At 47.8% G+C, this 25,534-nt stretch carries 21 protein-coding genes, 1 tRNA gene and 1 other annotated feature; of the genes, 2 read left to right on the forward strand and 20 right to left on the reverse strand.

Features of this window, described 5'->3' with window-relative positions; all coding sequences use genetic code 11:
* Window positions 1–65: 65 nt before the first annotated feature.
* The 8 genes from E6W40_RS25920 to E6W40_RS25955 form a co-directional block, all read right to left on the reverse strand.
* Window positions 66–138 (reverse strand) — tRNA-Phe (locus tag E6W40_RS25920).
* Between the two features lie 29 nt (window positions 139–167).
* Window positions 168–1,124: an IS30 family transposase gene (locus tag E6W40_RS25925; protein ID WP_136608251.1), complete on the reverse strand. Its 957-nt coding sequence runs from the start codon at window positions 1,122–1,124 to the stop codon at window positions 168–170.
* A 145-nt stretch (window positions 1,125–1,269) separates the two neighbouring features.
* Window positions 1,270–1,506, reverse strand: a binding site (T-box leader).
* Between the two features lie 67 nt (window positions 1,507–1,573).
* Entirely contained in the window at window positions 1,574–2,320 is a 747-nt protein-coding gene (locus tag E6W40_RS25930) for a hypothetical protein (RefSeq protein WP_136608511.1), read from the reverse strand.
* Window positions 2,317–3,015, reverse strand: coding sequence for an ABC transporter ATP-binding protein (locus E6W40_RS25935; protein ID WP_136608512.1), 699 nt, complete (start codon window positions 3,013–3,015; stop codon window positions 2,317–2,319). The genes E6W40_RS25930 and E6W40_RS25935 overlap by 4 nt, the downstream gene beginning before the upstream one ends.
* On the reverse strand, window positions 2,993–3,409 hold the full coding sequence (locus E6W40_RS25940; protein ID WP_136608513.1) for a GntR family transcriptional regulator: 417 nt from the start codon (window positions 3,407–3,409) through the stop codon (window positions 2,993–2,995). The genes E6W40_RS25935 and E6W40_RS25940 overlap by 23 nt, the downstream gene beginning before the upstream one ends.
* Window positions 3,410–3,454: 45 nt before the next feature.
* Window positions 3,455–4,204 (reverse strand): ABC transporter permease, encoded by a 750-nt coding sequence (locus E6W40_RS25945; protein WP_136608514.1) that lies wholly within the window; start codon window positions 4,202–4,204, stop codon window positions 3,455–3,457.
* On the reverse strand, window positions 4,197–5,162 hold the full coding sequence (locus tag E6W40_RS25950; RefSeq protein WP_136608515.1) for an ABC transporter ATP-binding protein: 966 nt from the start codon (window positions 5,160–5,162) through the stop codon (window positions 4,197–4,199). The genes E6W40_RS25945 and E6W40_RS25950 overlap by 8 nt, the downstream gene beginning before the upstream one ends.
* A gap of 203 nt (window positions 5,163–5,365) precedes the next feature.
* The gene (locus E6W40_RS25955; RefSeq protein ID WP_136608904.1) at window positions 5,366–6,289 is read right to left on the reverse strand and encodes a ketopantoate reductase family protein; all 924 of its coding nucleotides are present in this window, start codon (window positions 6,287–6,289) and stop codon (window positions 5,366–5,368) included.
* Between the two features lie 149 nt (window positions 6,290–6,438).
* Here E6W40_RS25955 and E6W40_RS25960 point away from each other — a divergent pair, with 149 nt between their 5' ends.
* Window positions 6,439–6,990 carry a TetR/AcrR family transcriptional regulator gene (locus tag E6W40_RS25960; protein WP_136608516.1) on the forward strand — a complete coding sequence of 184 codons (552 nt, stop codon included), beginning with the start codon at window positions 6,439–6,441 and terminating at the stop codon, window positions 6,988–6,990.
* Window positions 6,991–7,106: 116 nt separating this feature from the next.
* Here E6W40_RS25960 and E6W40_RS25965 read toward each other — a convergent pair whose 3' ends face one another.
* The 5 genes from E6W40_RS25965 to E6W40_RS25985 all read right to left on the reverse strand — a co-directional run bounded on the left by E6W40_RS25965 (window position 7,107) and on the right by E6W40_RS25985 (window position 14,305).
* Window positions 7,107–8,084 (reverse strand): CAP domain-containing protein, encoded by a 978-nt coding sequence (locus E6W40_RS25965; protein ID WP_136608517.1) that lies wholly within the window; start codon window positions 8,082–8,084, stop codon window positions 7,107–7,109.
* Window positions 8,085–8,387: 303 nt separating this feature from the next.
* Window positions 8,388–9,719 (reverse strand): ArsB/NhaD family transporter, encoded by a 1,332-nt coding sequence (locus E6W40_RS25970; RefSeq protein WP_136608518.1) that lies wholly within the window; start codon window positions 9,717–9,719, stop codon window positions 8,388–8,390.
* Window positions 9,720–10,095: 376 nt separating this feature from the next.
* Window positions 10,096–11,166, reverse strand: a complete 1,071-nt coding sequence (locus tag E6W40_RS25975; protein WP_136608519.1) for a dihydrodipicolinate synthase family protein — start codon at window positions 11,164–11,166, stop codon at window positions 10,096–10,098.
* Window positions 11,166–12,182, reverse strand: coding sequence for an NAD-dependent epimerase/dehydratase family protein (locus tag E6W40_RS25980; RefSeq protein ID WP_136608905.1), 1,017 nt, complete (start codon window positions 12,180–12,182; stop codon window positions 11,166–11,168). The genes E6W40_RS25975 and E6W40_RS25980 overlap by 1 nt, the downstream gene beginning before the upstream one ends.
* 98 nt (window positions 12,183–12,280) lie before the next feature.
* A complete protein-coding gene (locus tag E6W40_RS25985) occupies window positions 12,281–14,305 on the reverse strand; it encodes a peptidase C14 (protein WP_136608520.1) in 2,025 nt (674 codons plus the stop codon).
* 213 nt (window positions 14,306–14,518) lie between these two features.
* Between E6W40_RS25985 and E6W40_RS25990 the strand changes: the two genes are divergently transcribed.
* On the forward strand, window positions 14,519–15,475 hold the full coding sequence (locus tag E6W40_RS25990) for an IS30 family transposase (protein WP_136608251.1): 957 nt from the start codon (window positions 14,519–14,521) through the stop codon (window positions 15,473–15,475).
* Between the two features lie 46 nt (window positions 15,476–15,521).
* On the opposite strand, the gene E6W40_RS25995 is transcribed toward E6W40_RS25990, so the two are convergent.
* The 7 genes from E6W40_RS25995 to E6W40_RS26025 form a co-directional block, all read right to left on the reverse strand.
* Window positions 15,522–17,126, reverse strand: coding sequence for an extracellular solute-binding protein (locus E6W40_RS25995; protein WP_136608521.1), 1,605 nt, complete (start codon window positions 17,124–17,126; stop codon window positions 15,522–15,524).
* A gap of 180 nt (window positions 17,127–17,306) precedes the next feature.
* Complete coding sequence (locus tag E6W40_RS26000) at window positions 17,307–18,194, reverse strand: carbohydrate ABC transporter permease (protein ID WP_136608522.1); 888 nt, start codon at window positions 18,192–18,194, stop codon at window positions 17,307–17,309.
* A gap of 18 nt (window positions 18,195–18,212) precedes the next feature.
* Entirely contained in the window at window positions 18,213–19,169 is a 957-nt protein-coding gene (locus tag E6W40_RS26005; protein ID WP_136608523.1) for an ABC transporter permease, read from the reverse strand.
* Window positions 19,170–19,192: 23 nt separating this feature from the next.
* Complete coding sequence (locus tag E6W40_RS26010) at window positions 19,193–20,182, reverse strand: zinc-dependent alcohol dehydrogenase (RefSeq protein ID WP_136608524.1); 990 nt, start codon at window positions 20,180–20,182, stop codon at window positions 19,193–19,195.
* A 261-nt stretch (window positions 20,183–20,443) separates the two neighbouring features.
* Window positions 20,444–21,865 (reverse strand): extracellular solute-binding protein, encoded by a 1,422-nt coding sequence (locus E6W40_RS26015; RefSeq protein WP_136608525.1) that lies wholly within the window; start codon window positions 21,863–21,865, stop codon window positions 20,444–20,446.
* A 189-nt stretch (window positions 21,866–22,054) separates the two neighbouring features.
* Complete coding sequence (locus E6W40_RS26020; protein WP_136608526.1) at window positions 22,055–23,407, reverse strand: hemolysin family protein; 1,353 nt, start codon at window positions 23,405–23,407, stop codon at window positions 22,055–22,057.
* Window positions 23,408–23,623: 216 nt separating this feature from the next.
* On the reverse strand, window positions 23,624–25,501 hold the full coding sequence (locus tag E6W40_RS26025) for a zinc ribbon domain-containing protein (RefSeq protein WP_136608527.1): 1,878 nt from the start codon (window positions 25,499–25,501) through the stop codon (window positions 23,624–23,626).
* Between the last annotated feature and the right edge of the window lie 33 nt (window positions 25,502–25,534).

Consider the following 25,534-nt stretch of genomic DNA (forward strand, 5'->3'; position numbering starts at 1 on the left):
ATGAGCTTCAATTTTCAAGATGTTGTTTTCATATGTAAGAGTCAGCCTTATTATTTTTTGATGGATGGCTCGGGACGGAATCGAACCGCCGACACTAGGATTTTCAGTCCTATGCTCTACCGACTGAGCTACCGAGCCTTAGAATTAAAACTTTATAAGACGGATTGTCAAGCTAAGTGCGACACCTCGTCCATGAAGGCTTCGTGAGCCGACTTCCAATCTAGGCATTTTCGGGGGCGGTTGTTAATCAGCCGGAGCGCATCAGCAAGTTGTTCATCCGTAATGGCAGCGAAGTCATGCCCTTTGGGGAAGAACTCTCGGAGTAGGCCGTTTCCATTCTCGTTGGAGCCCCGCTGCCAAGAGGAATATGGATCTGCAAAATAGACCTGGATATCGTGAAAGGCTTCCAGATTCGCGTAGCAAGCGAACTCTTTCCCTCGATCGGTTGTCGCCGTTTGGAAGGCACCTTGTGGGTATTGGCTGGCCACGACACCGAAGGCGATTTCCATGGAGTTAGCCGTCCTATCTGGCATTTTCACAGCCACGTAAAGACGCGTCTTCCGTTCAATGAAGGTAGCCGCACAGGCTTTACTATTCCCTCGGCTGGAGACGACAGTATCGAGCTCCCAATGGCCAAATGACGTGCGTTTGCGAACCTCTTTTGGTCTCTTGCTAATTGGGGTGCCAACGAGGAAGCGACCGCGCGTTTCCACCGGTTTCTGACGCTTGCCTTTATGCCGTAGAACCTTGACGTCTCCAGCTGCAAGGCATCCTTTGTAGAGCCATCTGTAGATGGTCTTGAAGCAAACGAAAGGCTTCCCTTCCGCCCGTCGCTTCTCCGCGATCTGCTCAGGAGACCACGTCTCCAGCAGCTTCTGGTTGATCTGCTCAGCAAGATCTGTGTTGTACTTCCCGTTAGGCACACATGAAGCTCTTCGCTCGTGGTAGGCCTGTTGGGCGGGTAGAGCCGCATACTCTTCTTTCTGGCTGCCTCGTACAACTTCACGTGCGATTGTAGAGGGATGACGGCCCAGTTCACGCCCTATTTCCCGGCAGGACCAGCCCAGTCGATGTAACGTTTCTAGTTGTCCGCGCTCAATTATGCTAAGATGGGAGTAGCTCATGTTGGGTTCTCCTGTGATAAATGGTTTAGTTGTGGTGACTTCCATTTTACACGAAACCAGCATGGGCCATTTTTGTTTTTCCTAGCTTGAGGTGTCGCACTTCATATTACAATCCGTCATAATAAAATACAAATAGCTCCTCATCCGAAGGGACGAGGAGCCGTGGTACCACCCAAATTTAAAATTTTCTGTTGTAACACAGAAAATTCTCTTAATTAATTTAACGGTTAAACCGGTTGCCTCTACACGCTAGTAAATCTAGTTTCAAGGAACTGCTCCGGAGTGAAATTCAATCAACCTGTTCCTAAGAAACGCTCTCAATCTATGACGTTTCATCCCTGTAAAGAAGTATTGATTTACTTGTCTCCATCTTTGCATATGCAATATTTAGTTTTTCACATTGTATGTTAAAAACTGGAACCCGTCAACTCTTTTTATGAAGTTGTGCTTTACTTGGCTTCAATTCTTTTCTCCACACACCACTTCATGACAAGCAGGTACACTGCGCAGAGCAGGACTTCGAATATCAGCGTTCCTATAGAATTTAAGTTCACACTGGAGTTTGCCATGTCATGCGACAACACACCGTTACTCACCTCCGCATGAAAGGTCACCAAGCTGAAGATTTGTGAAGAGTCGCGGTTAAACAACAGGTTTTCAAGCCATCCTGTGACGTTCGTGATGATCAAAAAGATGATCAGACCAACCCAGAACACGCCTTTTCTCGTGATGCTGCGTGCTAAAGCAATGGTCACATAAATCGTGAAATACCCATATACAAGCACCAGAATATACTCCAGCACGATTCCGGCCATAACAGGCACAGGGATACGGAAAATGTCACCTATTAGGGAAGTATCGAATTTTGCAAAAAAGTAGAACGCGGTCCCTATGCCAATCAAGGTAAGAACCAAGGTATTGATCAATCCGTACAACAGAGATGCCCATACATAAGAGAAAGCATGAACGGGCAAAAGCCTTCGGCTGACCGATTTGATGTTATAATCAAAAACCTTCAGGCTGGATATCGCGAAGATCACAGCAGCTGCGATAAAAAAGAACACGGTTAAGACCAGCTTAATTTCAAGGTTGGCACGGGACCATAGGAGTACTAGCTCACCAATAATCAGGACCACCGTTAATCCGAGTAAAAGATTCGCATTCCGCCGCAAATCATATTTAAGCAGCTTGATCATTCGCCGAACACCTCTTTAAACATGTCGTCGACGCTCCTTCCGTGCTTCAGGCGGACGCTCTCCACTTCTTCGTGGAGTACGATGCTTCCACTGTTTAAAAACATGACTTCATCGAAAATCCTTTCCATATCCCTTACCAGGTGGGTACAGATGATGAGACTGCTTTCTTCACTGTAAAAGCGCACAATGGCATCCAGAATTTTACCTCTGGCCACAGGATCTACCCCGCCAATCGGCTCATCCAGCAAATACAGATTGACGTTACGGGAGAGGGCCAAGGTCAACTGCAGCCGTTCATTCATGCCTTTGGACAGCACGCTGACGCTGTCTTTTTCGTTCAAATTCATAAAATCGAGCATTTCACGTGCCTTTTCCATATTAAAATCCGCATAAAAATCCTTATAAAAGGCGACGGCGTCCTTCACCTTCATCCAGCTCTCTGTTAGCGGACGGTCCGGCATATAGGAAATCAGGCTTTTCGTTTCTCTGCCAATGGGTTTTCCCATGACAGAGATATCACCGGCTGTAGCAGGGGTAAGGCCTGCAATGATTTGCATCAGCGTGCTCTTACCGCTTCCATTGGAGCCGAGCAGACCGGTGATTTTGCCTGGTCTGATTTCGAAGCTTACGTTATCCAAGGCCTTCTTGGAACCATACTTTTTGGATACACCGTTAACCTTCAGCAATGTGTCCATCCGGAGAAGCCCCCTTCCGGTCCGTGTTGTCTTTGACCGCCACTGCTTCCTTTACGATGGTGACGATATCCTGATTCTTGAACCCCAGCTCCTGCATGCCATGTATGAATTGGTGAATCAAATCGCCAGCCATTTCCTTTTTAATCGCCATAATTTTGGATCCCTCGCTTGTCACATATCTTCCCAGCCCGCGCTTTGTCTCCACTACTTCCTCGCGTTCGAGCTCCTGAAACGTTCGCTGGATCGTGTTCGGATTAATCTGCAAATCCGCCGCAAGCTCCCTTACCGACGGAATTTTATCACCGGGCTGAAGCAGACCGGATACGATCTGCCTTTTGATATGGTTCATGATTTGGAGATAGATCGGCAAATTGTTGTCAAATTCGATGCTCAATGGGAATAGACTCCTTTCGCCGTCAGCTTCGGCTCCCTGGCTGCATTAGGCAATATCACGTTTCTTAAACGTAACAAAGCTGGCGCCAAGAAACAAGACAATATATACCGCTATAATCACAATTGAAAACGGAAGCGTCATCCCTTCGATCGGCGGATGTCCACCATGAATGTATATCGACAAATCCGCATTCGGGAACAGCACATATTTATAAAAGCTTTTTGGAATCGTGATGCCGCTGAGCATAATAGCAGCCATACCCACGCCCATTGCTGCTCCCGTGGAACGCGTCAGCACACCCATCATAAAGCCCAGCGTCATATAGACGATGCTATAAACCAGTGAGCTTCCGCTTGCGATCAAAATATCACGCCATGCCCCGGATGAGTGCTCCGTCCCGAACAGGACGGCACCAGAAGCAAAGCTGACCACGTTCATCCAAACGATGAGCGTCAATGCAAAGAGCAAAGCGGCAACATACTTGGAAGCGAGAACTTTTCCCCGGCTTTGTCCACGGATAAGCAAAAATTTAATCGTTCCCTGCCCATGCTCTCCGGATACCAAGCCGGCAGTGAATATAACAGCAAGCATGGCCGTGAACTGTCCGAAGCCGCTTGTGCTGGACATCAGGGTCGTATAATCGAAAGCGGATCCTACCATATCACCGGCCCAGCGTTTAAGTACCCAAGCGAGTACCACTGCCACGACGGCTATGATCGCATATGGAATAAAAAAGCTGCGTTTTTTGGACATTTTAAGCCATTCATTTATCACCAGATTATTAAAGCTACGCAATGCGGTTTCCCCCTGTCCATTTCAAAAATTCATCTTCCAGCGACTGTTTGAGCTCCGTAATCTGGTAGATCGGAATTTGAGCACTACCCAGTGCAGTGACCAAATCCGGGATATCCTTGTACCGGAGCGACAATATCAATTCATTCTGCTCGGGTTCAACCTTCAGAATCTCGGCCTTTTCATGATTTCCGAACACCTTCTTCGCCTCTTCCAAATGTCCGACCCGGAACATGACGCGAACCAGATCCTTCTCATCTTGCCCGGACCCACCGTTTTCGCCGATTGTACGGATTGTTACTAATTTTCCATCCTGGATGACAACGACCCGGCTGCACAGCTGTTCCATCTCAAGCAATAGATGGCTCGATACCAGGATCGAAATGCCTTCCTCGCGGGCAATCGTTTTAAGGTAATCACGCATCTCACGAATGCCTGCCGGATCAAGACCATTAGTCGGTTCATCCAGAATGAGTACCGAAGGCTCATGAAGCAGTGCCTGCGCAATACCGAGCCGCTGGCGCATGCCAAGCGAATATGCCTTGACCTTCTTCTTCATGGCGTTTTCAAGTCCAACCAGCCGGACAACCTCATTGATGCGATCATTACTGATCCAGTCATTCATCCGCTGGTACTGCTTCAGGTTATCGTAGCCTGTCATGTACGGATAAAATTCCGGGTTCTCGATAATGGCCCCAACATGGCGGATCGCCTTCTTCCACTCATGACGGATGCTGCTGCCCCGGACGAATACATCTCCTTCAGTCATTTGAATCAGTCCTGCGATCATACGGATGGTCGTCGTCTTCCCCGCACCGTTAGGTCCGAGCAGTCCTACAACCTCTCCTTCATGGACATCAAAGGAAAGCTGATCGACGATTCTTTTGCCGCCTATTTTTTTGGAAACGCCTCTGAGTAAAAGTACCGCGTCTTCAGCCTGTATATTATTAGGATGGTTCATGCTCACATCTCCTTTGTACTAGTGTTATAGTTGAATAGTACACTAGGACATCTGTAATGTAAAGCCTAATTTTTACTACTGTTTGGAGAAAATAAAAGCCGCCCCCTAGTGGGACGGCTTGCGTATCTATTTATACACTGTTGTACTTTGGCTGTTCTGTGAAAATAAAGCGCTATTGTTGTTCAATTATCGTTTCCCGAAAATTACTGAACATGTATTTCCGGTTTGATATCATTTTGACTTAAAAATTTCATTAAATCATTACTCAGCTGCACCATCTCATTATTAGCATTATTCGCATAATCCGGCAACATCATATCCCTAACCATTTTAGTTCGTAGCCATGTCATAAAGAAAAGATCCAAAAATAAGTTCGGAATTTTAAGCACCATTTTAAGCATTGGTGGATCAATTGAAACGCCAGCTTTTTGTATTGCCCTTAGATAAGCTTTTAAAGTGACTGTTATTTCGCGTGCCGTTTTTCTGGTTCTGGCTGTTTTTTGGTCAGTTATCTTATTCTCAGAATGCAAAATGCTCAACATGGCAATGTCTGATACGGAATGTGTGATTAGATACGCTTGCATATCCTTTTTAATAACGTAGGGAAGCTTTGCTGTTTTAAATAATTTTGCGAGGTTTTCTATGCGTTCTGTCACTACACCATTCATTTCTCCAAATGCAGTTGCTGCTATAATCTTTGGTGGAAATCGAGCATGCAATACTCCATCTTTAATCTGTCCGCCGAATCCAGGAAAAGCTGGTAAAAGTCTATTCCCTACGATATCCAGCCACGAAGAAAATCCAATTGAATTACTGGTCATCGTAACTATATTTTTGCTTTGATTATCTTTTAGCGCTAACAACGCTGATTCGGACCGATCATAACGAACGGTAACGAAAATAAAATCGTATACATCGTCATTTTCGAGCGTATCAATGACATTCACTTGTATCGATCTAACTGTACCTTTTTCTTGATATTGCAGGCCATTTTCTCTTAAAGATTTAAATCTATTAGAATGTGCAAACAGGGTAACGTCAAACCCTGCTTCAATAAGCTTAATTGCGTACATGCTCCCGATGACACCTGCACCAAAAATTAAAATTCTATCTTGTTTTGCTGACATTAAAACCACACCTCTACTTATTAACATTGCCTTTTGATTATCAGACAACATGTTGTATGATGTGATTGTAAATCTTTATTATTCCTTGATCAATCATCAGTTTTTTATTATTTGTCGGATGATATTCTTATTCGCTAGTAGGAGGAAACATGAAAAAGCAACCCCAAATAACGGAGAAAACAAGACAAACGTTTGTAGAAGTTTTTTGTGAGTTATATAGCCAAAAGCCGATTGAGAAAATCTCGGTTCAGGAAATTGCGAATAAGTCAGGATATAACCGCAGCACCTTTTATCAATACTTTACTGACATTTACGAATTGTTAGACTCTGTTGAAAATGACTTATTGAATGACATGAAAAAAGAATTGGCGAATAAAGAGCTATCGATGGATACGGTTCAAGATACGCTCTATTGTCTGGACAAAAGAGAACATCTCCTGGTTCTTAATGCCCTCTTGGGTGATTATGGTAGTACCCGTTTTTTAAAACGCTTAAAAAAAGAAATCACTTTGGATCAATTAGAATTAAACGTTCCGCAAAACCATTCCTTAACGCCATACTTCATTGAGTTTTACCTGACAACTTCCCTATCTTTATTTCGTCTTTGGCTCCAGCGTCAAAAGGATTTATCGTCAGAAGAGTTTTTCAAGTTAGTGGAGAACCTATATTCAAAAGGGATTACGCCCTATTTTAAAGAATGAGTCTGTCATTCAAACCAAATCCATATGTTGTATAACAATAAAAAAGCGCGTGTTCGTGGATGCCGTATGCGCGTCCGCCGCTTTGATTGCTGCGCTGCTGCTTAGACGCTTTCAAGTTACTTTATTGTGGAGGAAGTATCCCTTTCAACATCCTCTTTAGGACTCTCTCCTGTGGTGAAGGACCACATCTTTTTCTTTTTTCCGGGGCTTCCCTTCATTTCGTAGGACAGCGAAATTTGATATGTACGGTTGCCTTTTAATACGTATTTCGGGTATAGAAACAATGTGTCCTTGTTATGAAGCTCCTCAAAGAAAGGAATCTCCGTACCACTCTGATCGGTGATCTTTGCTTGATGCCATACCATTTCCTTTTCGGTAGTCGCTGATATAATGAAGCCGGAAGATTTGATATTGAACTGACTCAGCGGGTTGGGATTCTCATTTCCATAAAAGCCTACTCCGACATTCTTCATACCGTCATAAGGGTACACGGCGATTCCGCTCTTGATGGGGGTTGGATCATAGGGCCCGGCCATATCCAATACTGCCGTACCATTCACAAAACCGATTCCGACCTCAGTGTATTTGTGACTTAGGATGATTTCCCGGTGATAGGCTGTGTCCAACCATTCCTCCATAGCCCCCTTAATGGTTGTCTGCTCGTAATGCATGACCTCCCCAGTCATATACCCATTTGGGCCGGGTGACCAGCCGGATGCTTTCAAGCGATCAACAATCGTGCTCCCTTTAAACCCGGGCAATCCTTTGCTTTCACTATGAGCGCTTTGTGATGCTTTCTCATGATTCATATTGTAATATACCGCATGAAGCTGAGCTGCTTTGGACATATTGCCATTGTACTTCAGAGCCTGCAGCCCGAGTTTTGCCCGGATACTATTCAGATAAGCTAAGGCATCATTTTGATCCTGGCTAATCCCCGTCCCCGCACTGACTGCAGCCGCATAGCCCTGGTGTGCGAAGGGAACTCCCCCCAGCAGCATGCCGGCCGAAATAAACGAAACCAAGATCAATCTTTGTGCTTTAAAACGCCGATGAAATAAATAGCTAATCTGATTATCATCCTTTATATGCACTTCAATTTCATCCTCTCAAAGGTGGTCTTATCATTTATTTTCGACAAATTCCATCATTTCCCTTAATGATTACGAAAAGAACTTCAGCACTCCCTGCTGAAGTTCAGATTATTTCACATATGCGAATTATATTATCCTTATTTAAGCAGTAGACGATCATCCATTCATTTTGCACCCGAACATCATAGTCTATAAAATGCAATATTATCTCTTTAATTTGGACCTTCTTAACAAGCGGAGGTCTTTTTTTGTCGTCTTAACGTCGAAATTATACTCATCGGCAGCCTCCGGAATCTTGAGATCTTAAAACAGCCAGGATACCCAGTAAAAAAGAAGAATCAGCGTAAACAGCACGGTGACGGGAATGACCACGATTGTTACTTTCAAGTATTGGGCCCAGCTGATTTTGACACCGCTCTTTCGCACAATATGCAGCCACATTAAGGTTGCGAGTGTGCCTATAGGCAGCAGCAGTGAACCGATATCACTCCCAATAACGCTGGCCAAATATGAGATTTTTAATGTGAGAGGGTCTAGTCCCATATGGGTCAGAGTGATCGTGCCGACCATCAGTGCCGGGTGATTGTTGAATATATTGGACAAGATGCTGATCAATCCGCCCATCAGAACGCTGGCGTAAAATAAACTACCCGACACAATCGGCTGAAGCATCCGGATCAGCCATTCTGTCAAACCGATATTGTTCAGGCCATAGATAATAACATACATGCTGAAAGCAAAAATAAGGATATACCACGGTGTTTTTTTCAGCATGTCCGTAGGAGGGATCTTGAGATGATACCAACGCCAGGCCAGCAAAAATGCTGATCCGATCACAGCCATCAAAGATACAGGGAAGTGAATAAAGGAAGCTGCGAATAAACTGATTCGGACACACAGAACAAAGATTAAAATATTTCTCATGAATTTGCCCGGGTTATCCTGCTGAAGCGAATCCTGCAGGGGATGCTGCCCTGGTCGTAGATTCCATTGGGCTGGGGTTGGAAGCTTCTTCGGAAGAGTTCGGTAAAAGAACAGAAACAAGAGGGTAGTCAGCAGGATAAGCCCGAGCGTAGCGGGGACAAACATCATGGCCGTGTGCATATAGAGATCCATATGAACGATTTTGAGTGCGATCAGGTTAACGATATTGCTTACCCCGATTGGCGCACTGGACGCCGTGGCCACAATGGCCCCGGAGATCAAATATGGAATTTTCTGATGGTTTTTTAGCCCCATATTCTTCAGCATCATTAGTAAAATCGGAGTTGTAATCAGAATACTGCCGTCATTATTCACAAACAGCGTCATCATGAAACAGAACAGATTCGTTAACCAAAACAGCCGGATTCCCGAACCTCTGGCCTTCGCCGTCAGTAGTTCGGTTGCCCAATGAAAAAAGCCAAAGCTCTCCAGAACAATTGCCATGACAATGGTGGCCATAATTGTTACCGCTGCACCGCTGATTGTTTGTATGATATCGCCCAAGTCTGCCATTGAAACGCTACCGCTGAGCAGTACAAGGAGAGCACCGATGGTTGCAGGAATTGCTTCATTTACATGGGGACGCCAGAAGATGAAGCCAATGGTTAACAGGAAGGAACAAACCGTAATCAACACCATTAAATCATGCATGTCAAACCCTCATCTCTTAACTTAGAAGTTTATTTTTTGTGCACAACTCTCCTTTGCGTCAAAGATCTGAAATTCCGTGCTCTATGAAAAAACCATCCACATTCCTCCTTTCCCTGTGAAACTATTGCTTTGGTAATGCTATATATATACGTATAGTGAACAAGCTTCGACAGGGTCAACAACACGCTTCTATCAAAATCTACTATTGTCAATCATCTCTGTTTAACACTGGATGTCACTAGCCGCTACAGGCTGCTGTACCTAGAAAAATGCTATTTTCGAGTCTATGTAAAAGAAACACAAGGCATAAATAAAAAGAGGCTTCAGCGGTTATGCTAAAGCCTCTTGGAATATTGGGTTATGCCGCTTTTTAAAATTATACGAGCCAATGGTGTATATTCGTCTTTACAAAGTCATCATCATTCAGATGCGGATAGCTCTCATACACACGGTCAATCTCTTCCATTTGTCCCGGAGACAACTCCTCTTGCAGGTTCAGGCACCATCGCCCTTCGAGCAGCCCCTGACGCCGCAGTACTTCATGAATACCTGGAATGCAGCCATGGAACTGATGAGCAGGATCGAATAAGGCAGCGTTGCTATCCGTAATCTCGGCCGCATATGTCAACCACTCTGCGGGGATACGATCCTCATCCCTCATCTTTTTAATCTCATTCAACAGCTCCACAGCTTGATGAGTCCAGACTGCCCAGTGTCCCAGGAGCCCCCCCACGATACGCTTCTCTAGGATCTGACCGTCTACTTTAAAACGGAACTTCGTCAGCAAATCGATCACAATATTATCATCATTGCCTGTATATAAGGCGATCTCATCACGGCGTTCCGATTCCATAACAGCCCGGATGACATCCAAAGATTGGTATCGGTTAAAGGGGGCCATCTTGATGGCAATGACACCCTCGATTCCGGCAAATGCATGCCAGAACTCAAAGCTGAGCGTTCTTCCTCCGACTGAAGGCTGCAAATAAAAACCAAATACCGGAATAATTCCGGCCACGCGGCGGGCCCGTTCCAGCAGCTGCTCCTCTGTCCAGCGGCTGAGTCCACCCATGCTGAGGAGTCCGGCATCGTAACCAAGCCCCGCGGCAAGCTCGGCTTCTGCAACGGCCTGCTCAGTCGGTCCACAAATTCCGGCGATCTTCATGAAGGGATGTTTCAGACCAGCTCGGTCCACCTCTTCGGCCGCCATGCGCAAAACCGGCTCCAGCAAATCAATGCCCTTGTCACGGATTTCGAATTGTGTCGAGTGAACTCCTATAGCGATGCCGCCTGCTCCAGAAGCAATATAATACCTAGTTAGCGCACGCTGGCGGCGTTCATCCAGCTGACGGTCCGCATTTAGAGCAAGCGGATGCGCAGGAATCGCCAGCCCGTCATGCAGAGCTTTCTGGAGCTCGGGAATCATAGGCTTATATGAGCTGCCCATTAATATTTCCCCTCCCGTTCCTGAAAATGTGTCGGCTTATTCCAGGTCGCTCCATCCTGGAGTACCCAGTCCGATATCCAGTCGATCATTTGTAAAACCGAAACCTTCGGATACCCAAATGTCTGCATCGCCTTGGATGCGTTACTTAGCAGTGCAGTCGGCGCCTCCTGGCCAACGAGTACTGGCTCAACGCCTAATCTGCGGCCGAATTCGCCGGCAACCCAGCGCAGCGAAAGCGTCTCCGGTCCGGTGACATTCATCGTTACTGCCGGCGAATTGCAGATACGCAGAGCTCTAAGGGCAATTTCATTGGCATCCCCCTGCCAGATCACATTGACATGCCCCATGGAAATATCGACCGGACTGCCTTCCTTGACTGATTTGGCGAGCTCCAGCAGGACACCGTAGCGGAGATCGATGGCATAGTTCAGACGGTAAATAAACATCGGGATCTGATATTTATGTGAGAAATGTTCAAACACACGCTCTCGCCCGAGACAGGACTGGCCGTATTCCCCATTAGCATTTGGAGCGCATTCTTCCGTAGCTCCCCCTGCTCCAACCGGAGTAAGAGGATATACATTGCCTGTTGAAAAGACAACCATCCGCGAATTTCTGAACTTTTCTGCTACACGGCCTGGCAAATAGGCATTCATTGCCCAGGTGAAGTGCTCATTGCCGGTCGTACCGAATTTATTGCCCGCCATAAAAATGACGTTTTTCGCATCAGGCAGTGCCTGCAGCTGCTCATCATCCAGCAGATCGGCCGAGATTGTCTCGACCCCCATCTCCTCCAGCTCCTGCTTCAGTGTACCGCTGGAAAAGCGGGATACTCCGATGACCTTCTTATTCAAACCGGCTTTGGCGATAGCGTTCATGGCCAACCGGGCCATACTCGGCCCCATTTTTCCGCCGACACCCAGCAGCATGATATCTCCATCCACCTGACCCAAGTCGGCCAGCAGCTCATCTGATGGCTCAGCGAGCCTGGTTTCCAATTCTTCAATAGAGTTGATTTTCATTCTTCAGCACCATCCTTCCATATCGGTTCAATCTCGGACAACCTGTTCTATAAAGAGCCTTACGCCTGACTTTCGCAAAAAGCGATGTCCTTCTAACGTAGAATCAAATTGCCCTGCCGATGCTTCACCGAATCGTTCTCTGACGGCAGACCGCTGCGGTTAACCGCCCTCTCGACATTGCCATGATGAAGCATGTATCCATCCCTGAAATAATCCTCCGTCACAATGAAGCTCCCTCCTTCAAAGGTAGAACCGCTGGCTGTGTACTCACCATGACCAGTTGTTAACCTGAAGTGCGAAGTCTCCGCATCCGCCGCCTGACTGACGATATCGGAGAGCCTCCATTCCACATGGCCGCTTTCCTTTTCGGTTGTGAAAAAGCATTTCCCGCGGTTGGTTCCCCTGATACATGCCCCGGAGCGTAACTCGACCCTCTGATTTAGAGCTCCGCAAAGCGAGATACCAGTGTCTTCCATTCTTCCTCCCTGGAAGCTGAACACGCTGCCTTCCATCCGAATGGGCTCCGCATCCTGTGCACCGTACAAGCGGCAGTCACGGAAGTACAATCCCCCCGCCGCACTCCAGCGGAGATCGTCCAGCCCATGAAAATCGCAGTTGTGGAAAAAAATGTCCTGCAGCACCGGCTCCCGGTTCAAACTTCGGCCTTTCACCAGCTTGAATGTACAGTTTTCCACCACGTTGGGACGACCCGAACTACTCACCGCCTGAAAGAATGCCAGCGTGTTTTCCGCTGTACAGTTCTTCATGTGCACGCCGTCCGTATTGACCCAGATTGAGCCGGAATCAGGAATGCCTTTCTGTTCAAAGATATGTACATCCTCCAGCGTGATGTCGGTTACTTTACGAAAAGAGATAAATCGGCTGCCAACATGCTTTTTGACCGTGATCCGTTTTGCGCTTTCCCCCCAGATCGGTCCACTGTTTCCAAAAGACAGCAGGCCCGAGTTTCCGGTGAAAACGAGGTCATGCTCATACTGACCATGCGTGACGAAGGTGCCGTGCTCATCACCGTCGCCGTGGCAGTTCTCCACCTGACAGTACGCAGAACCTGTAAAGTCGTTCAAATGGCGGGCATTGCTGGTATGGCAGTCACGGACATGACCATAGAGACAATAAATCTGCTGTGTCATATAGCCGGTGCCGCCAATGACCACCTCGGTCGGATTGGTCAAACGGCAGCGTTCAGTTACAAAATGAGTACAATGTCTGCGCATAATAACCGGCCAGAAGGTGCGGAATGCTTCAATTGCAGAAACGTTGCATTCCACGGCATATTCATATACCAGTGGATGCGAGCCGGTCATGTCGGTCACACCCGCTCCGTGGAACACCATGTTCTTCACATGCGCTCTCACAACAGGAGCTATCCTCCGGTAGGTTATGCTGCGACCCTTCCGGATCAACCAGCCGTTTTTATAGTTAAAACGCACATGCTTCGCGTCCATGATTTCCGTGACCATAATCAGCTTGTCGAGCTCACGCTCAGTGCTGCCCCCGCCTTCAGCATTGCTCACCTGAGCCGTCCACCACTCCCCGATGGCAAAGACCGAAGAGTCCTCGACTTCGTAAACCTCGGACATTTCCGCAGCATCCTCTGTCAATATCACCGTTTGCTCCTCGCCTGACGGCCTGCCGCGAAACTGGAATACAGCCGCAAACGGATCATTCGGCGGTCCCTCTTCTATACCGTCGGTGTAGACGGAAAAGCCGTTAAAATCCAGCTCAATGTGGCTCCGATGAAATCGGTGCCGCTTGTTAAACCTCAGATCCGAGCTCGCCTCAACCCGATACACGGATGGATCTGCAAGCCAAGCCTCCAATGCCTCATCCGCAGGGCGGTCCGCATCAAAAATTCCGAAGTGCCTGTAATCACCGACGCCGTTATGTACCATGATCCAGCGACCTATTCCTCCATCTACCGGTGCATGCACCGTGCCACCATTATCAGCGGCGGTGCTTTTGCCATCCCAGCGCATCATTTTGGCTCCGGGATCTCCTTCTTTATAGTAGCCTCCGACCCATACCGCAGCCCCCTGCTTCCGCTGCTCAGCCGGAATCAACATCAAAGATTCTATGTCTGGCACGGTGTACATCATGAATGTCCCTCCCTATGAAGCCTATATTGCTTTTTTAGTACAGATGGGGCCGGACTTAAATAATAAGCCGGCCCGTCTGTTCACTTTTTTCATATGACGGATTGTAATATGAAGTGCGACACCTCAAGCTAGGAAAAACAAAAATGGCCCATGCTGGTTTCGTGTAAAATGGAAGTCACCACAACTAAACCATTTATCACAGGAGAACCCAACATGAGCTACTCCCATCTTAGCATAATTGAGCGCGGACAACTAGAAACGTTACATCGACTGGGCTGGTCCTGCCGGGAAATAGGGCGTGAACTGGGCCGTCATCCCTCTACAATCGCACGTGAAGTTGTACGAGGCAGCCAGAAAGAAGAGTATGCGGCTCTACCCGCCCAACAGGCCTACCACGAGCGAAGAGCTTCATGTGTGCCTAACGGGAAGTACAACACAGATCTTGCTGAGCAGATCAACCAGAAGCTGCTGGAGACGTGGTCTCCTGAGCAGATCGCGGAGAAGCGACGGGCGGAAGGGAAGCCTTTCGTTTGCTTCAAGACCATCTACAGATGGCTCTACAAAGGATGCCTTGCAGCTGGAGACGTCAAGGTTCTACGGCATAAAGGCAAGCGTCAGAAACCGGTGGAAACGCGCGGTCGCTTCCTCGTTGGCACCCCAATTAGCAAGAGACCAAAAGAGGTTCGCAAACGCACGTCATTTGGCCATTGGGAGCTCGATACTGTCGTCTCCAGCCGAGGGAATAGTAAAGCCTGTGCGGCTACCTTCATTGAACGGAAGACGCGTCTTTACGTGGCTGTGAAAATGCCAGATAGGACGGCTAACTCCATGGAAATCGCCTTCGGTGTCGTGGCCAGCCAATACCCACAAGGTGCCTTCCAAACGGCGACAACCGATCGAGGGAAAGAGTTCGCTTGCTACGCGAATCTGGAAGCCTTTCACGATATCCAGGTCTATTTTGCAGATCCATATTCCTCTTGGCAGCGGGGCTCCAACGAGAATGGAAACGGCCTACTCCGAGAGTTCTTCCCCAAAGGGCATGACTTCGCTGCCATTACGGATGAACAACTTGCTGATGCGCTCCGGCTGATTAACAACCGCCCCCGAAAATGCCTAGATTGGAAGTCGGCTCACGAAGCCTTCATGGACGAGGTGTCGCACTTAGCTTGACAATCCGTCTTATAAATTAAACTGTGTTGTCCCCAGATCCTATCGATTACTCTCCGGTAAATGTAACGGTTTTGCCGGAAGCATTGGACACTTGTTCTGCATAGTAAGCAAAGATTTCGTTACCGCCATACTTGGTCATGAGCTCCTTACGGTGTGCAGGCCACTTGGAAGCGTCCTTATCATCGAATAGGACAGACACCATCAATTCGTTCATGCGTTTGCGGAGTGCCGCCAAGTCCATGCCTTCCTTCACGACCACGCTTGTGCCGATCGAAGGAACGATTTTATATGCTTCGATCGTTTTGACAATCTCCTTGTCGCGGTCGGTGATGCTTGGATCTTCAATTTCCAGTTCCAATACTTTCGGATCAGGAACAGGCGTAAACCATTGGTATACGGACAGGAAGTTGCCGTTGTCCGTAACATCCTTCTTGAACGCTTCTTGATTGATTGTGATCTTGCTGCCATCACGTGTATAGTCGGTACCGTCCTGTCCGTAGTGTGTCAGCAAGTAGCCCTCTTCACCAGCCAGCCAGTCGAGGATCTCAACGGATTTTTTGATTTTATCATCTGAAGATTGCGAGCTGAGCAGGAACGGGTTGCCCGGAACGGTCTCAATCCAGGTTCCGGTTTCCGCGAACGGATGGAATGGCTGCCAATCCGCTTTGTCATTACCTGTAATTTGCTTCGTTTTTAGCTGCAGACCTTCCGGATTGTTATCGAATGCCAGATTTTTGCCCATGCCGAGAATGATACCTGCTTTACCCTGCTCTGCTTTCTCAAGCTGCTGTCCATTTTTCGCGAGCAGCCAGTCAGGATCGACAACGCCCATAGCCATTACCTTTTTTACGTCATTCAACACCTGCTCAACGCGCGGATCGGTACGTGTATCGATAAATTTGTCGCCTTCTACGATGAAGTCGCCAATGAGCCCGTTTTTCACGAATTCAGGGAAGTCCATCGACATGTTCGTGCCGCCGCCATACGTGGTGAAGCCATAGGTATCCTTTTTACCGTTCCCGTCCGGATCTTGCTCTGTAAAGGCCTTCATGGCTGCGATCATTTCATCATAGTTGGTAGGCATCTTCATGCCCAGCTTATCCAGCCAGTCCTTGCGGATGTAATAAGAGCGGTAGATGTCTTTGGCATATGGAATCGGAGCGCGGGCGAATTTACCCTGCACCTGATACATATTCAAGTCTTTCTCAGTCATCCAGTACTTGAAGTAGTTAGGCATCGTTTGTGGAGTCACCAGGTCTTTAATTTCGCGCGCTACCCCGTCCTTGATGTACTGGTTGGAAGAAACACCATCAGAGTAAAACACATCCGGTGTATCGCCGGAGGAAATAAGCGAGTTGAGCTTGTTTTGGAAATCGGCTCCAAACGGCATATAATCGATCGTCAGATCCACATTGAACTTCTCATCAATGGCTTTCTTAACAAAATCCTTATCTTTCGCCGGAAGCTGGGCGTCAGCCGATGCGACAATAAACCATTTCAGAGCCATTTTTCCGCTGTCTTTATCTTTTCCAGCATCTCCGCTTGGAGCCTTGTCGCTTCCCGTATCACCACTAGCCGTTTCCTTCTTGTCGCCGCAGGCGGATAAAATCAGCATCATGACCATGAGTACAATAAATCCGGTTCGTTTCATTTATTTACCTCCCCTTATTCTTACAGTCAACAGTAATCGGTTATTGCCTTGTTTCAGACTGACTCGCTGCTGATTGTTGTACGTTCCGGCCAGAGCATCATTCCCTCAAGGCCCAGCGGCACCCCCCTCTATGTAATCTGGCCGTTTGAAGCAGCCGCAACCTCTGAACAGCTTAAGAGATCAACCCTTGACGGCGCCGATCATCATCCCTTTGATAAAATACTTTTGAAGGAACGGGTACACAATCATCACCGGTACAATAGCGACTACGACGGTGGCCATCTTGATTGACTCAGGCGGGAGCGCACTCAGCTGTGTTTGCGGTACGGCCAGCTCCTGGCTGACGCTTGGCGTGATAATCATATTCCGCAGCACCACCTGAAGCGGATACAGACTGCGGTCGTTAAGGTACATAATTCCCGGGAAATAAGCGTTCCAGTGCGTAACGCCGTAGAAGAGACCCAGCGTTGCCATAATGGGCATGGACAGCGGAAGAACAATTTTAACGAGTGTGGCCAGATCTCCGCAGCCATCTACTTTCGCGGCTTCCTCCACCTCCTGGGGAAGACTTTCGAAATAGGTTTTCATGATGAGCATATTAAACGTGGATACCAGGCCTGGAATAATAAGTGCCCAAATCGTGTTCATCAGCCCCGTCATTTTCACCGTCAGAAACGTTGGAATCAGCCCGCCGGAGAACAGCATCGTAAAGACAATCCCCATCAGCACCACATTTCTTCCCGGCAGAAACTTTTTGGATAACGAGTAGGCCAGAAGTGTGGTAACCAGCAAATTGAGCGCGGTACCAAGCACGGTGACCAGTACAGTGACTCCGAGAGCCTTCGGCACAACACCACTCGTAAAAATGACCTTGAATGCATCCAGCGTGAATTTATGCGGCACCAGCAGAAAACCACCGTTGCGGAGCACCTCGGTATAAGGTGTAAAAGAAACAATCACCACATAGTAGAGCGGAAACAGCGTTAACAAACCGAACAGCGCGAGCATGGAGTAAATGCCGCCGTCCACAATACGGTCAGACCATGATCTTTTGAATAAAACAGGCATGTTCGCTCACCTCCATGGCTACCAGATCCCCGAGCCGCCCAGTTTCTTGGCGATTTTGTTCGCCCCGAGCACCAGTACCAGACCAATCATAGATTTAAAGACCCCGACAGCCGCCGGAACACTAAATTGCATTTGCTCAATACCTCTGCGGAATATCCAAGTATCCAAAATATCACCGACATCGTATACGCGGACGTTCAGGAAAATGTACACCTGCTCGAAGCCGGCATCCAGAATATGCCCCAGCCGAAGAATGAGCAAGAGCACAAACACATCGCGCACTCCTGGCAGTGTAACGTTCCACAATTGCCGCCAGCGGCCTGCGCCATCGATCGCAGACGCTTCGTACAGCTCCTGGTTGATATTCGCAAGCGCCGCCAGATAAATAATGGCTCCATAACCGGTACTTTTCCAGATTTCGGTCAAAATCAGCATCGGTCGGAATACGGAGGAATTGGTCAGTACATCAACCGATGTCCAACCCATATCCCGCATGAATGTCGTGACGAGACCCGAGCCAGGTGCAAAAAAGGCATATACCAAACCGTAAACGATGATCCAGGATAGAAAATGCGGTCCGTAGGTCAGCGTTTGAATCCACTTTTTAAACCAGCGGACCCGTATTTCATTAAGCATCAATGCCAGAAGCAAGTCCGGCAGCATGTTGAAAATGATGCGGTAAACGCTGAGGAGAAGCGTATTTTTCATCAGGATCGGAAAATCAGGAGAGGAAAACACCGTCCGGAAATTGTCCAATCCTACCCAAGGGCTGCCAGTTACTCCTTTAAGGAGGTTATAATCCTGAAAGGCGACAACCAGTCCTAACATGGGCACATACTGGTAAATCAGATAGTAGATAATGCCGGGAACCATAAAAAGGTAAAGCCAGCGGTAACGCCAGAAGCTCTTCCTGCCGGTTCTCTGCTTCAATCGCTTACCTGGTTTGACAGGCATAGCTGCAGTGGTGTCACTCATGTCTGCCACTCCTTTCTTCCGGTTTAATCGATACTCACGGTAACACCCATAGTAGGCCGGGGATTCTTGCTGATACGCATATAAAACTCAGGCAGATCATCAAAAGCCAACCGGTCGGTTATCAGTGATTGGATATCGATACGTTTTTCATCAATCATTCGTAAAAAATCCTCAATATTTCGGCCTTCTGTCCAGCGGACATAACCGATTGGATAATCAAAGCCGGCCCGCTCATAGTCCTTGTCATAACGCCCTGGTCCGCCGGCACGGGAAATATGTACGCTTGCTTCCTTGCTAAAGAATAGATCACGGTCAAATTCGCAGCCGGTATCCCCTACGATGACAACGCTTCCACGATCTCTTAGCCAATGCATCGCATTATCGATCAAACTCTCGCCGCGCGTGCTTGCGCAAACCAGTACCGAATCCGCTCCTTTGCCGCCTGTCGTTTGTGCAAGCGCCTGCTTCATTTCTTCATTATTAGAGCATACCTGTGTAATTCCAGCTGCTGCAAGGATGTCGCGACGTTCTTTCAACGGCTCCATGGCAATGACACGATAATTAGACGCGTAAGCGATCCGGGCGATGATTTGTCCGAGAATACCAACACCGGTAATCACAACCGTTTCACCAAATTGCAGGTTGGCCTGCCTCAGCGCGTGTATACAAATCGCCCCGATTCCCGAAAATGCTGCCTCCTCAGCGGATACTCCATCCGGCACAAGCGCGGTAAGATGCTTGGGTGAGATCATAATTTCCCGGTGCGCCGGTGTGCCGTAGCATGCAACCCGTTGTCCCGGCTTCACATGGGTAACCCCTTCTCCGACTTCCAATACGATACCGGTTGCACTGTATCCGAGAAATGCTTCCGGATTCGTCCGGATCATGAGCAATTCCGTACCAATGCTGACCGAAGAATAATCGATTCGAACTTTGACATGTTGGGGTTTAACCTCCGGTTCGGGAAGCTCTGCAATGACTGCTGCCCCGTTCAGGCTTTTAATCGCTCTCATAGGCGCCTCCTGATTTATATCTGATTAATGACCATTTCAAAAATATAATAAATTATAATTTTGATGTATTTCTGATGTACCGATTATACACAGTCGTTTTTTGGAGTGTCAACACTAAATCAGAAAATAAACCAGAATAAAATATTGTCGGAAACTCTTGACTTGCAAGCGGTTACATTATATAAAACGAAATACCCCACGCCTAAAGGCTTGGGGCTTCCGATTGAACAATCGTCTATACTGCCTGATGAAGACGGATCTCTAGAATTGTTTGACAACAGGCTTTGTCTGTTCTCCTACTTCGGATTGAATGGCCAAATATTCAAGCTTATCATACAGTACATTTACATCAATCATTCCTGACCAATATTCCTTCAAGAACCTGCTGAACATTCTCAGTGTCTGCATTTGCAGACCAATTTCTTTGTGATATGCATAAGACGGAAGCATCTCACGGAACATGGAATACCTTGATGGACGATTGAGTCCACCCTGATTCCCTGTCGCTTCTGCCGCTTCCTTCCGAGCTGGAATACTGATCGTTTTATCCCGGATCATCATCTGCGCATCTGCGGAGGATAGGAACTCCATAAATCGGCTGGCCGCTTCCTTGGAAGGTGAATGATGAACCAGCGCAGTACCAATCGACAGCATCAGCGTTTTTTGCGGGTCCCCTCTATGCAGACTCGGAAGCGGACAAATATCGTACTCCAGATTCATATGCGCGAATTCGTTCAGGTTAAAATAGGTCGCCAGAATGGTCGACACCTGTCCCTCCGCAAAAAGACGGATCGTCTCATCATTTCCCTGCGCCCAGTAATTGGGGAAAATCAGACGGTTGTTGATGAGCTCATTGAGCTTATCCAAGCCTTCCAGCATATTGAGTCTGCTGCTTCCGTCCGGCAGCTCCTTCTTTCCCTTTCCCCCCTGCAGCAGAAATATGGAATAACGGTTCTCTGAAGCCGGCAAGAAATAGATACCGTGGCGGCCGCGGCTTTTCGCCAGTTGCGATGTTGCATCAATAAGATCATCCCAGCTCCAGTAGCTGTCCGGTTCAGGAATATCCGCATCCCGGAAATGCTGCTTGTTATAGCAGAGCACCACTGGTGAAAACGATACTGGCCGCGCATATACTTTATCTTCAATGCGAAATGCCGATTCCGTAATCGGATAAATAGCCTTATCGGATCCAAGCTCCTCAAGCAGAGGTGTAAGTCCAAGCTCATTCCATTCCTGAAATTGTGAGCTGTTAAAGGCTACCACATCCAGCAGTCCGTTCTGCATCATTTCTTCCGCGGAACGCACATAGCCCAAAGGGTTCAGGGTAATTCTTCTTACATGAATACCCGGATTCCGCCGGCTGAATTCTGCAATCAAATCGTCAATCATAAAGTCGCTGGTCAGGGAAAGAGGGCAACCATAATTAATGGTGACAGATTCCCTGGAATGCGGAGTGACCATACTGCCGACCCGATCGATCTTGACAATCAATCCTTCCTCCACCAGCTGATCCAGCCCTTTACGAATCGATTTATTGCTGAGCTGATACTGCTTGGCGAGCGCACTCTCCGAAGGAAGATAGGTTCCCTCCTGTCTAATACCGTTTAAAATATCTGTGCGTATCACGTTCACGAAATGATCAAGCCGTTCATGAAACGTGGGTCGATCTGATTTATAACTCATGTATATTTCTCCTACTTATATATTAAATGGACATCAGTTTTATTTTAAATGATTTACATCAATTGTCAACTTTTGTAGTGAACCATCTCATGCTTTTTTCCTACTGCAATGCAACTCATAAAAATGGTGACACAGGTATCGCATCCCGCATCACCATCTTTCAGGAACCTCATCTAACTGAATACACAATCATTCATGTATCTCTGCTGGTGATTCCTGCTCCTCGGCTTCAATCTTCTCCGCATCAATCTGGATAATGCGGGGCCCCTCCATAAGAAGGACGGTGAAGATCCAATCATCGGACTGAAGCCGATCACCTTTCTGCAGATCATATTTCTCTGAGAGCATCCATCCTCCGATCGTATATACCTCATCTCCAGCCGGTATATGCGTCTTCAGCTTACGGTTGATATCATGAATCAGTACTTGCGGATCAAGCAGATAACGGTTGTCCCCTGTTATGGTAATCCGTTCTGCCGCAGCATCGGACACGGCATCCGGTGAAGACGCGGACGGGATGTCTCCGACAATTTCCTCCAGAATGTCCTCCATTGTCACCAATCCTGATGTACCCCCATACTCATCCAGAAGCACGGCCATATGAATGCCTTTCTTCTGCATCTGGGTCAGCAGATCGCGTGCCTGTATCGTTTCAATCATTTGCAGGACTGGTTTGATAAAGGAGGTTATTTTTTCCTCCATGCTGCAGTTTTGGCGTACCACCTCATGCAGCAGCTCCTTCATATGCAGAATACCTGCCACCCGATCCTTGTCCCCGTTCATCATGACTGGAAGATAGCTGAATGTTTTCCCTTCAATCACCGCCAGCACATCGCTTACCTTGGCATCATGGGAAACATAACGGATCGACGTTCTTGGCACCATAATCTCCCGCGCATCCCGCTCATCAAAATCAAATACATTGTTCAGATAGCGGTATTCCGTTGGAGTAATTTCTCCGCTTCGATATCCTTCGGAAAGAGCAAAGCGCAGCTCTGCCTCGCTTAATGCCGCATCCTCCTCCGACAACATTTTAACGCCGAAAATACCCGTAATCAGACGCGAAGAGCGGCTGAGCACCCAGTTGAAAGGGTAAGTGATTTTATAGAAGATAATAATCGGACGGGCAAAAAATAGAGCCATCGGTTCGGCCATCTGGATTGCGATCGTCTTGGGTACCAGTTCTCCGACAACCACTTCGAAATACGTTAAAATCAAAAATGCAATAATAAACGATATAATACTTTCGACAGGGCCCGGGATATGCAAAAGCTCAAACAGCGGATGAAGCAGCCGCTCGACCGTTGACTCGCCCAGCCATCCAAGAGCCATGGATGTCAGCGTCGTACCGAGCTGGCACGCAGACAGAAATTCATCCAGCTTGGAAATGATATGTTTGACGGCCTTGGCATTTTTGTTGCCTTCCGCAGCCAACTGGTTCATTCTCGACAGCCGGACCCGGATGACCGAATATTCGGAAGCGACAAAAAAAGCAGTCAGCAGAATAAGTAAAACAACCATTATAATTTTCACAGTTTCCACATGTTATCCCGCTCCCGCTGCTGTAACAGGAACCGGGAGCACCTCCCTTGATCTGGTCTGAAAGTCAGAAGTCATATTCTATTTCAGTTATTACCCAATTTTCAGGAGGCTGCTTTACCTTCCGCATCGCTTTATAATTTCCGATCTGGCTCATCACTAACACAAAATGCAAAAAGGAACGCTGCTTAAGCGCAGCGCCCCTTCATGCCCATCTTCCTACTGTTCCTTGGTGCTGACCAGCTGATGAACCTTCAGCATGCCGTCAATCGTGACCAGCTTATACTCCGATACAAAGCTTTTGTTCTTTACAGACCCATCCTGATAGCTGATGGTATAATTCTCCGAAGTTACAGTCTTGTAACTGCCGTCGCTATTTTTACTCAGGCCCAGCAGCTCGAAGCTGTTCAGGTACTCCGTAATGCCTTTGGCTTCGAGATGAGCGATGTAATTCTCCGATTCCTTGTAAGCCGGCCCCGCCGGGTCAATCAGATTAGCCACCTGGTCAAAGAGGCGGTTGTTCATCGCCTCAACCGATGTAGACAGATACTCATTCATAAACCAGAGCGTGCCGCTGTAATCGAGTCCCTGCGCGCTGGCCGAGGCTGCTGCGGTTGCCGACTTCGGTGCCCAGGCAGACATATATAAGCCCGGATCCTTGGATACCGTATCCTTGGTTCGTCCGCTTCCAAAGCTGTATGTATCTCGGATGGAATCCACATACCAGCCCTTCTTCTGGGCGTCAAACACAAGTACTACTTTCACTGCACGAGAGTTTTCTTCCAGAGAAGGCGTGTCCCCATCGTAGAAATTATCCTCCATCATCCGGATATTGGCGTTAAGCGAGCATTCCCAGTGTCCGTTGTCCTGATATAACCGCATCGAATCCAGGTCAAAGGTGGAGCCCATGTATCTGCCCTCGTAATAGTTACGGTATTCACGGTCCTGGACCATACGCTGCCGCACGCTTTCTTTGAAAGTATCTGTGGCTGCCTCCATCTTGTTCACATCACCGGAGGTATATGCAACAAGCTGCTGCTGATTACTTTTTGCCACCTGATCCATGATGCTCTCCTCGAATGCCTTGTCCGAGACCGGATTCATTTCGATGTAATCACTGCTGATTGGCACCTCCGCCGTTGTCACAGTGCCCCATGGAAATGTGGACCGGATGGACATTTTCATCGTGCCGTCTGTTGTAACCGGTCCAAATGTAGGCTGTTTATAAGGATTGATGGCGGTGTCTTTGCCATTAATCACAACGGTACCCTTCAGATCCTGCACCTCTCCAATCCCCATATCGACGGTCACATCTTCTCCATCAAGATGAAGTGAAGACGTGTACCCCGCTTTCTGATCCAGCAGATTCATATCCTCGGAACGCACGAGATCCACCAAATCCGTTTTCAACTTCGCGGTAAGCGTATACTTCCCCGGCAGATAAGGACCATATTCCTGCTCATAATCCGGCTTGTCGGCTGCGCCAACCTGCTGTTCACCAACATACAATGCCGTATCCTGATAATTGGTTTTCAGCGTGACATAAACCGGTTCAACCACCAGGCGGTAATGATTATAAACCAGAAGCTTCTTCCCTTTCTTCTCGAGATGAATCAACCCTCTGTACGTACCGGAGTCCGAACCGCTGTCCTTGCTGCGGTCAAACTCCTTGGCCTGTTCGTTCAGATCCTGAATCAGTCTTTTCTGCTCGTCCGGTTCGCTGTCCAGGTAACTCTTGAATGCCGCGAGCGTATTTTCATTGATGGTAAGCCGCTTATCTCCCGGAACAAGGAGGGCTGCGGTCTTCTTCATATCCTTGTGGTTCAGTGCCGTTTCCAGTTTGCTGATCAAGCGCTCTTTACTTGTAAAATGCTCTCCCGTCTTGTATGCTGCCGTGCACAGGATGATGAGAGCAATCACGGACATAAGCCATATTTTCGCTTTCAGCGACATCCGGACAGGTGTGGCGGCAGTGCCTGGCGCGGACATGTCCACAGAAGAGGCCACCGGCTCCATCTGTCCGATCCGGCTTCCGCACTCCCGGCAAAATTTACTTTGCTCCGCCAGCTGCGATCCGCATTGTTTACAAAAAGCCATGCTGCTTCAACCTCCGCTTGTATATTGGGTATG

The organism is Paenibacillus dokdonensis, from assembly GCF_004916975.1.
In the GTDB taxonomy this organism is placed as follows: Bacteria; Bacillota; Bacilli; order Paenibacillales; family Paenibacillaceae; genus Paenibacillus_AQ; species Paenibacillus_AQ dokdonensis.

Bases quoted from the DNA above. Each gene is read 5' to 3' on its own strand.
- E6W40_RS25960 (WP_136608516.1), top strand. From the start codon at position 6,439: ATGAAAAAGCAACCCCAAATAACGGAGAAAACAAGACAAACGTTTGTA.
- E6W40_RS25970 (WP_136608518.1), bottom strand. From the start codon at position 9,719: ATGCATGATTTAATGGTGTTGATTACGGTTTGTTCCTTCCTGTTAACC.
- E6W40_RS25930 (WP_136608511.1), bottom strand. From the start codon at position 2,320: ATGATCAAGCTGCTTAAATATGATTTGCGGCGGAATGCGAATCTTTTA.
- E6W40_RS25985 (WP_136608520.1), bottom strand. From the start codon at position 14,305: ATGATGTACACCGTGCCAGACATAGAATCTTTGATGTTGATTCCGGCT.
- E6W40_RS25990 (WP_136608251.1), top strand. From the start codon at position 14,519: ATGAGCTACTCCCATCTTAGCATAATTGAGCGCGGACAACTAGAAACG.
- E6W40_RS25950 (WP_136608515.1), bottom strand. From the start codon at position 5,162: ATGAACCATCCTAATAATATACAGGCTGAAGACGCGGTACTTTTACTC.
- E6W40_RS25935 (WP_136608512.1), bottom strand. From the start codon at position 3,015: ATGGACACATTGCTGAAGGTTAACGGTGTATCCAAAAAGTATGGTTCC.
- E6W40_RS25955 (WP_136608904.1), bottom strand. From the start codon at position 6,289: ATGTCAGCAAAACAAGATAGAATTTTAATTTTTGGTGCAGGTGTCATC.
- E6W40_RS26005 (WP_136608523.1), bottom strand. From the start codon at position 19,169: ATGAGTGACACCACTGCAGCTATGCCTGTCAAACCAGGTAAGCGATTG.
- E6W40_RS26025 (WP_136608527.1), bottom strand. From the start codon at position 25,501: ATGGCTTTTTGTAAACAATGCGGATCGCAGCTGGCGGAGCAAAGTAAA.
- E6W40_RS25975 (WP_136608519.1), bottom strand. From the start codon at position 11,166: ATGGGCAGCTCATATAAGCCTATGATTCCCGAGCTCCAGAAAGCTCTG.
- E6W40_RS26010 (WP_136608524.1), bottom strand. From the start codon at position 20,182: ATGAGAGCGATTAAAAGCCTGAACGGGGCAGCAGTCATTGCAGAGCTT.
- E6W40_RS25995 (WP_136608521.1), bottom strand. From the start codon at position 17,126: ATGAAACGAACCGGATTTATTGTACTCATGGTCATGATGCTGATTTTA.
- E6W40_RS26015 (WP_136608525.1), bottom strand. From the start codon at position 21,865: ATGAGTTATAAATCAGATCGACCCACGTTTCATGAACGGCTTGATCAT.
- E6W40_RS26000 (WP_136608522.1), bottom strand. From the start codon at position 18,194: ATGCCTGTTTTATTCAAAAGATCATGGTCTGACCGTATTGTGGACGGC.
- E6W40_RS25925 (WP_136608251.1), bottom strand. From the start codon at position 1,124: ATGAGCTACTCCCATCTTAGCATAATTGAGCGCGGACAACTAGAAACG.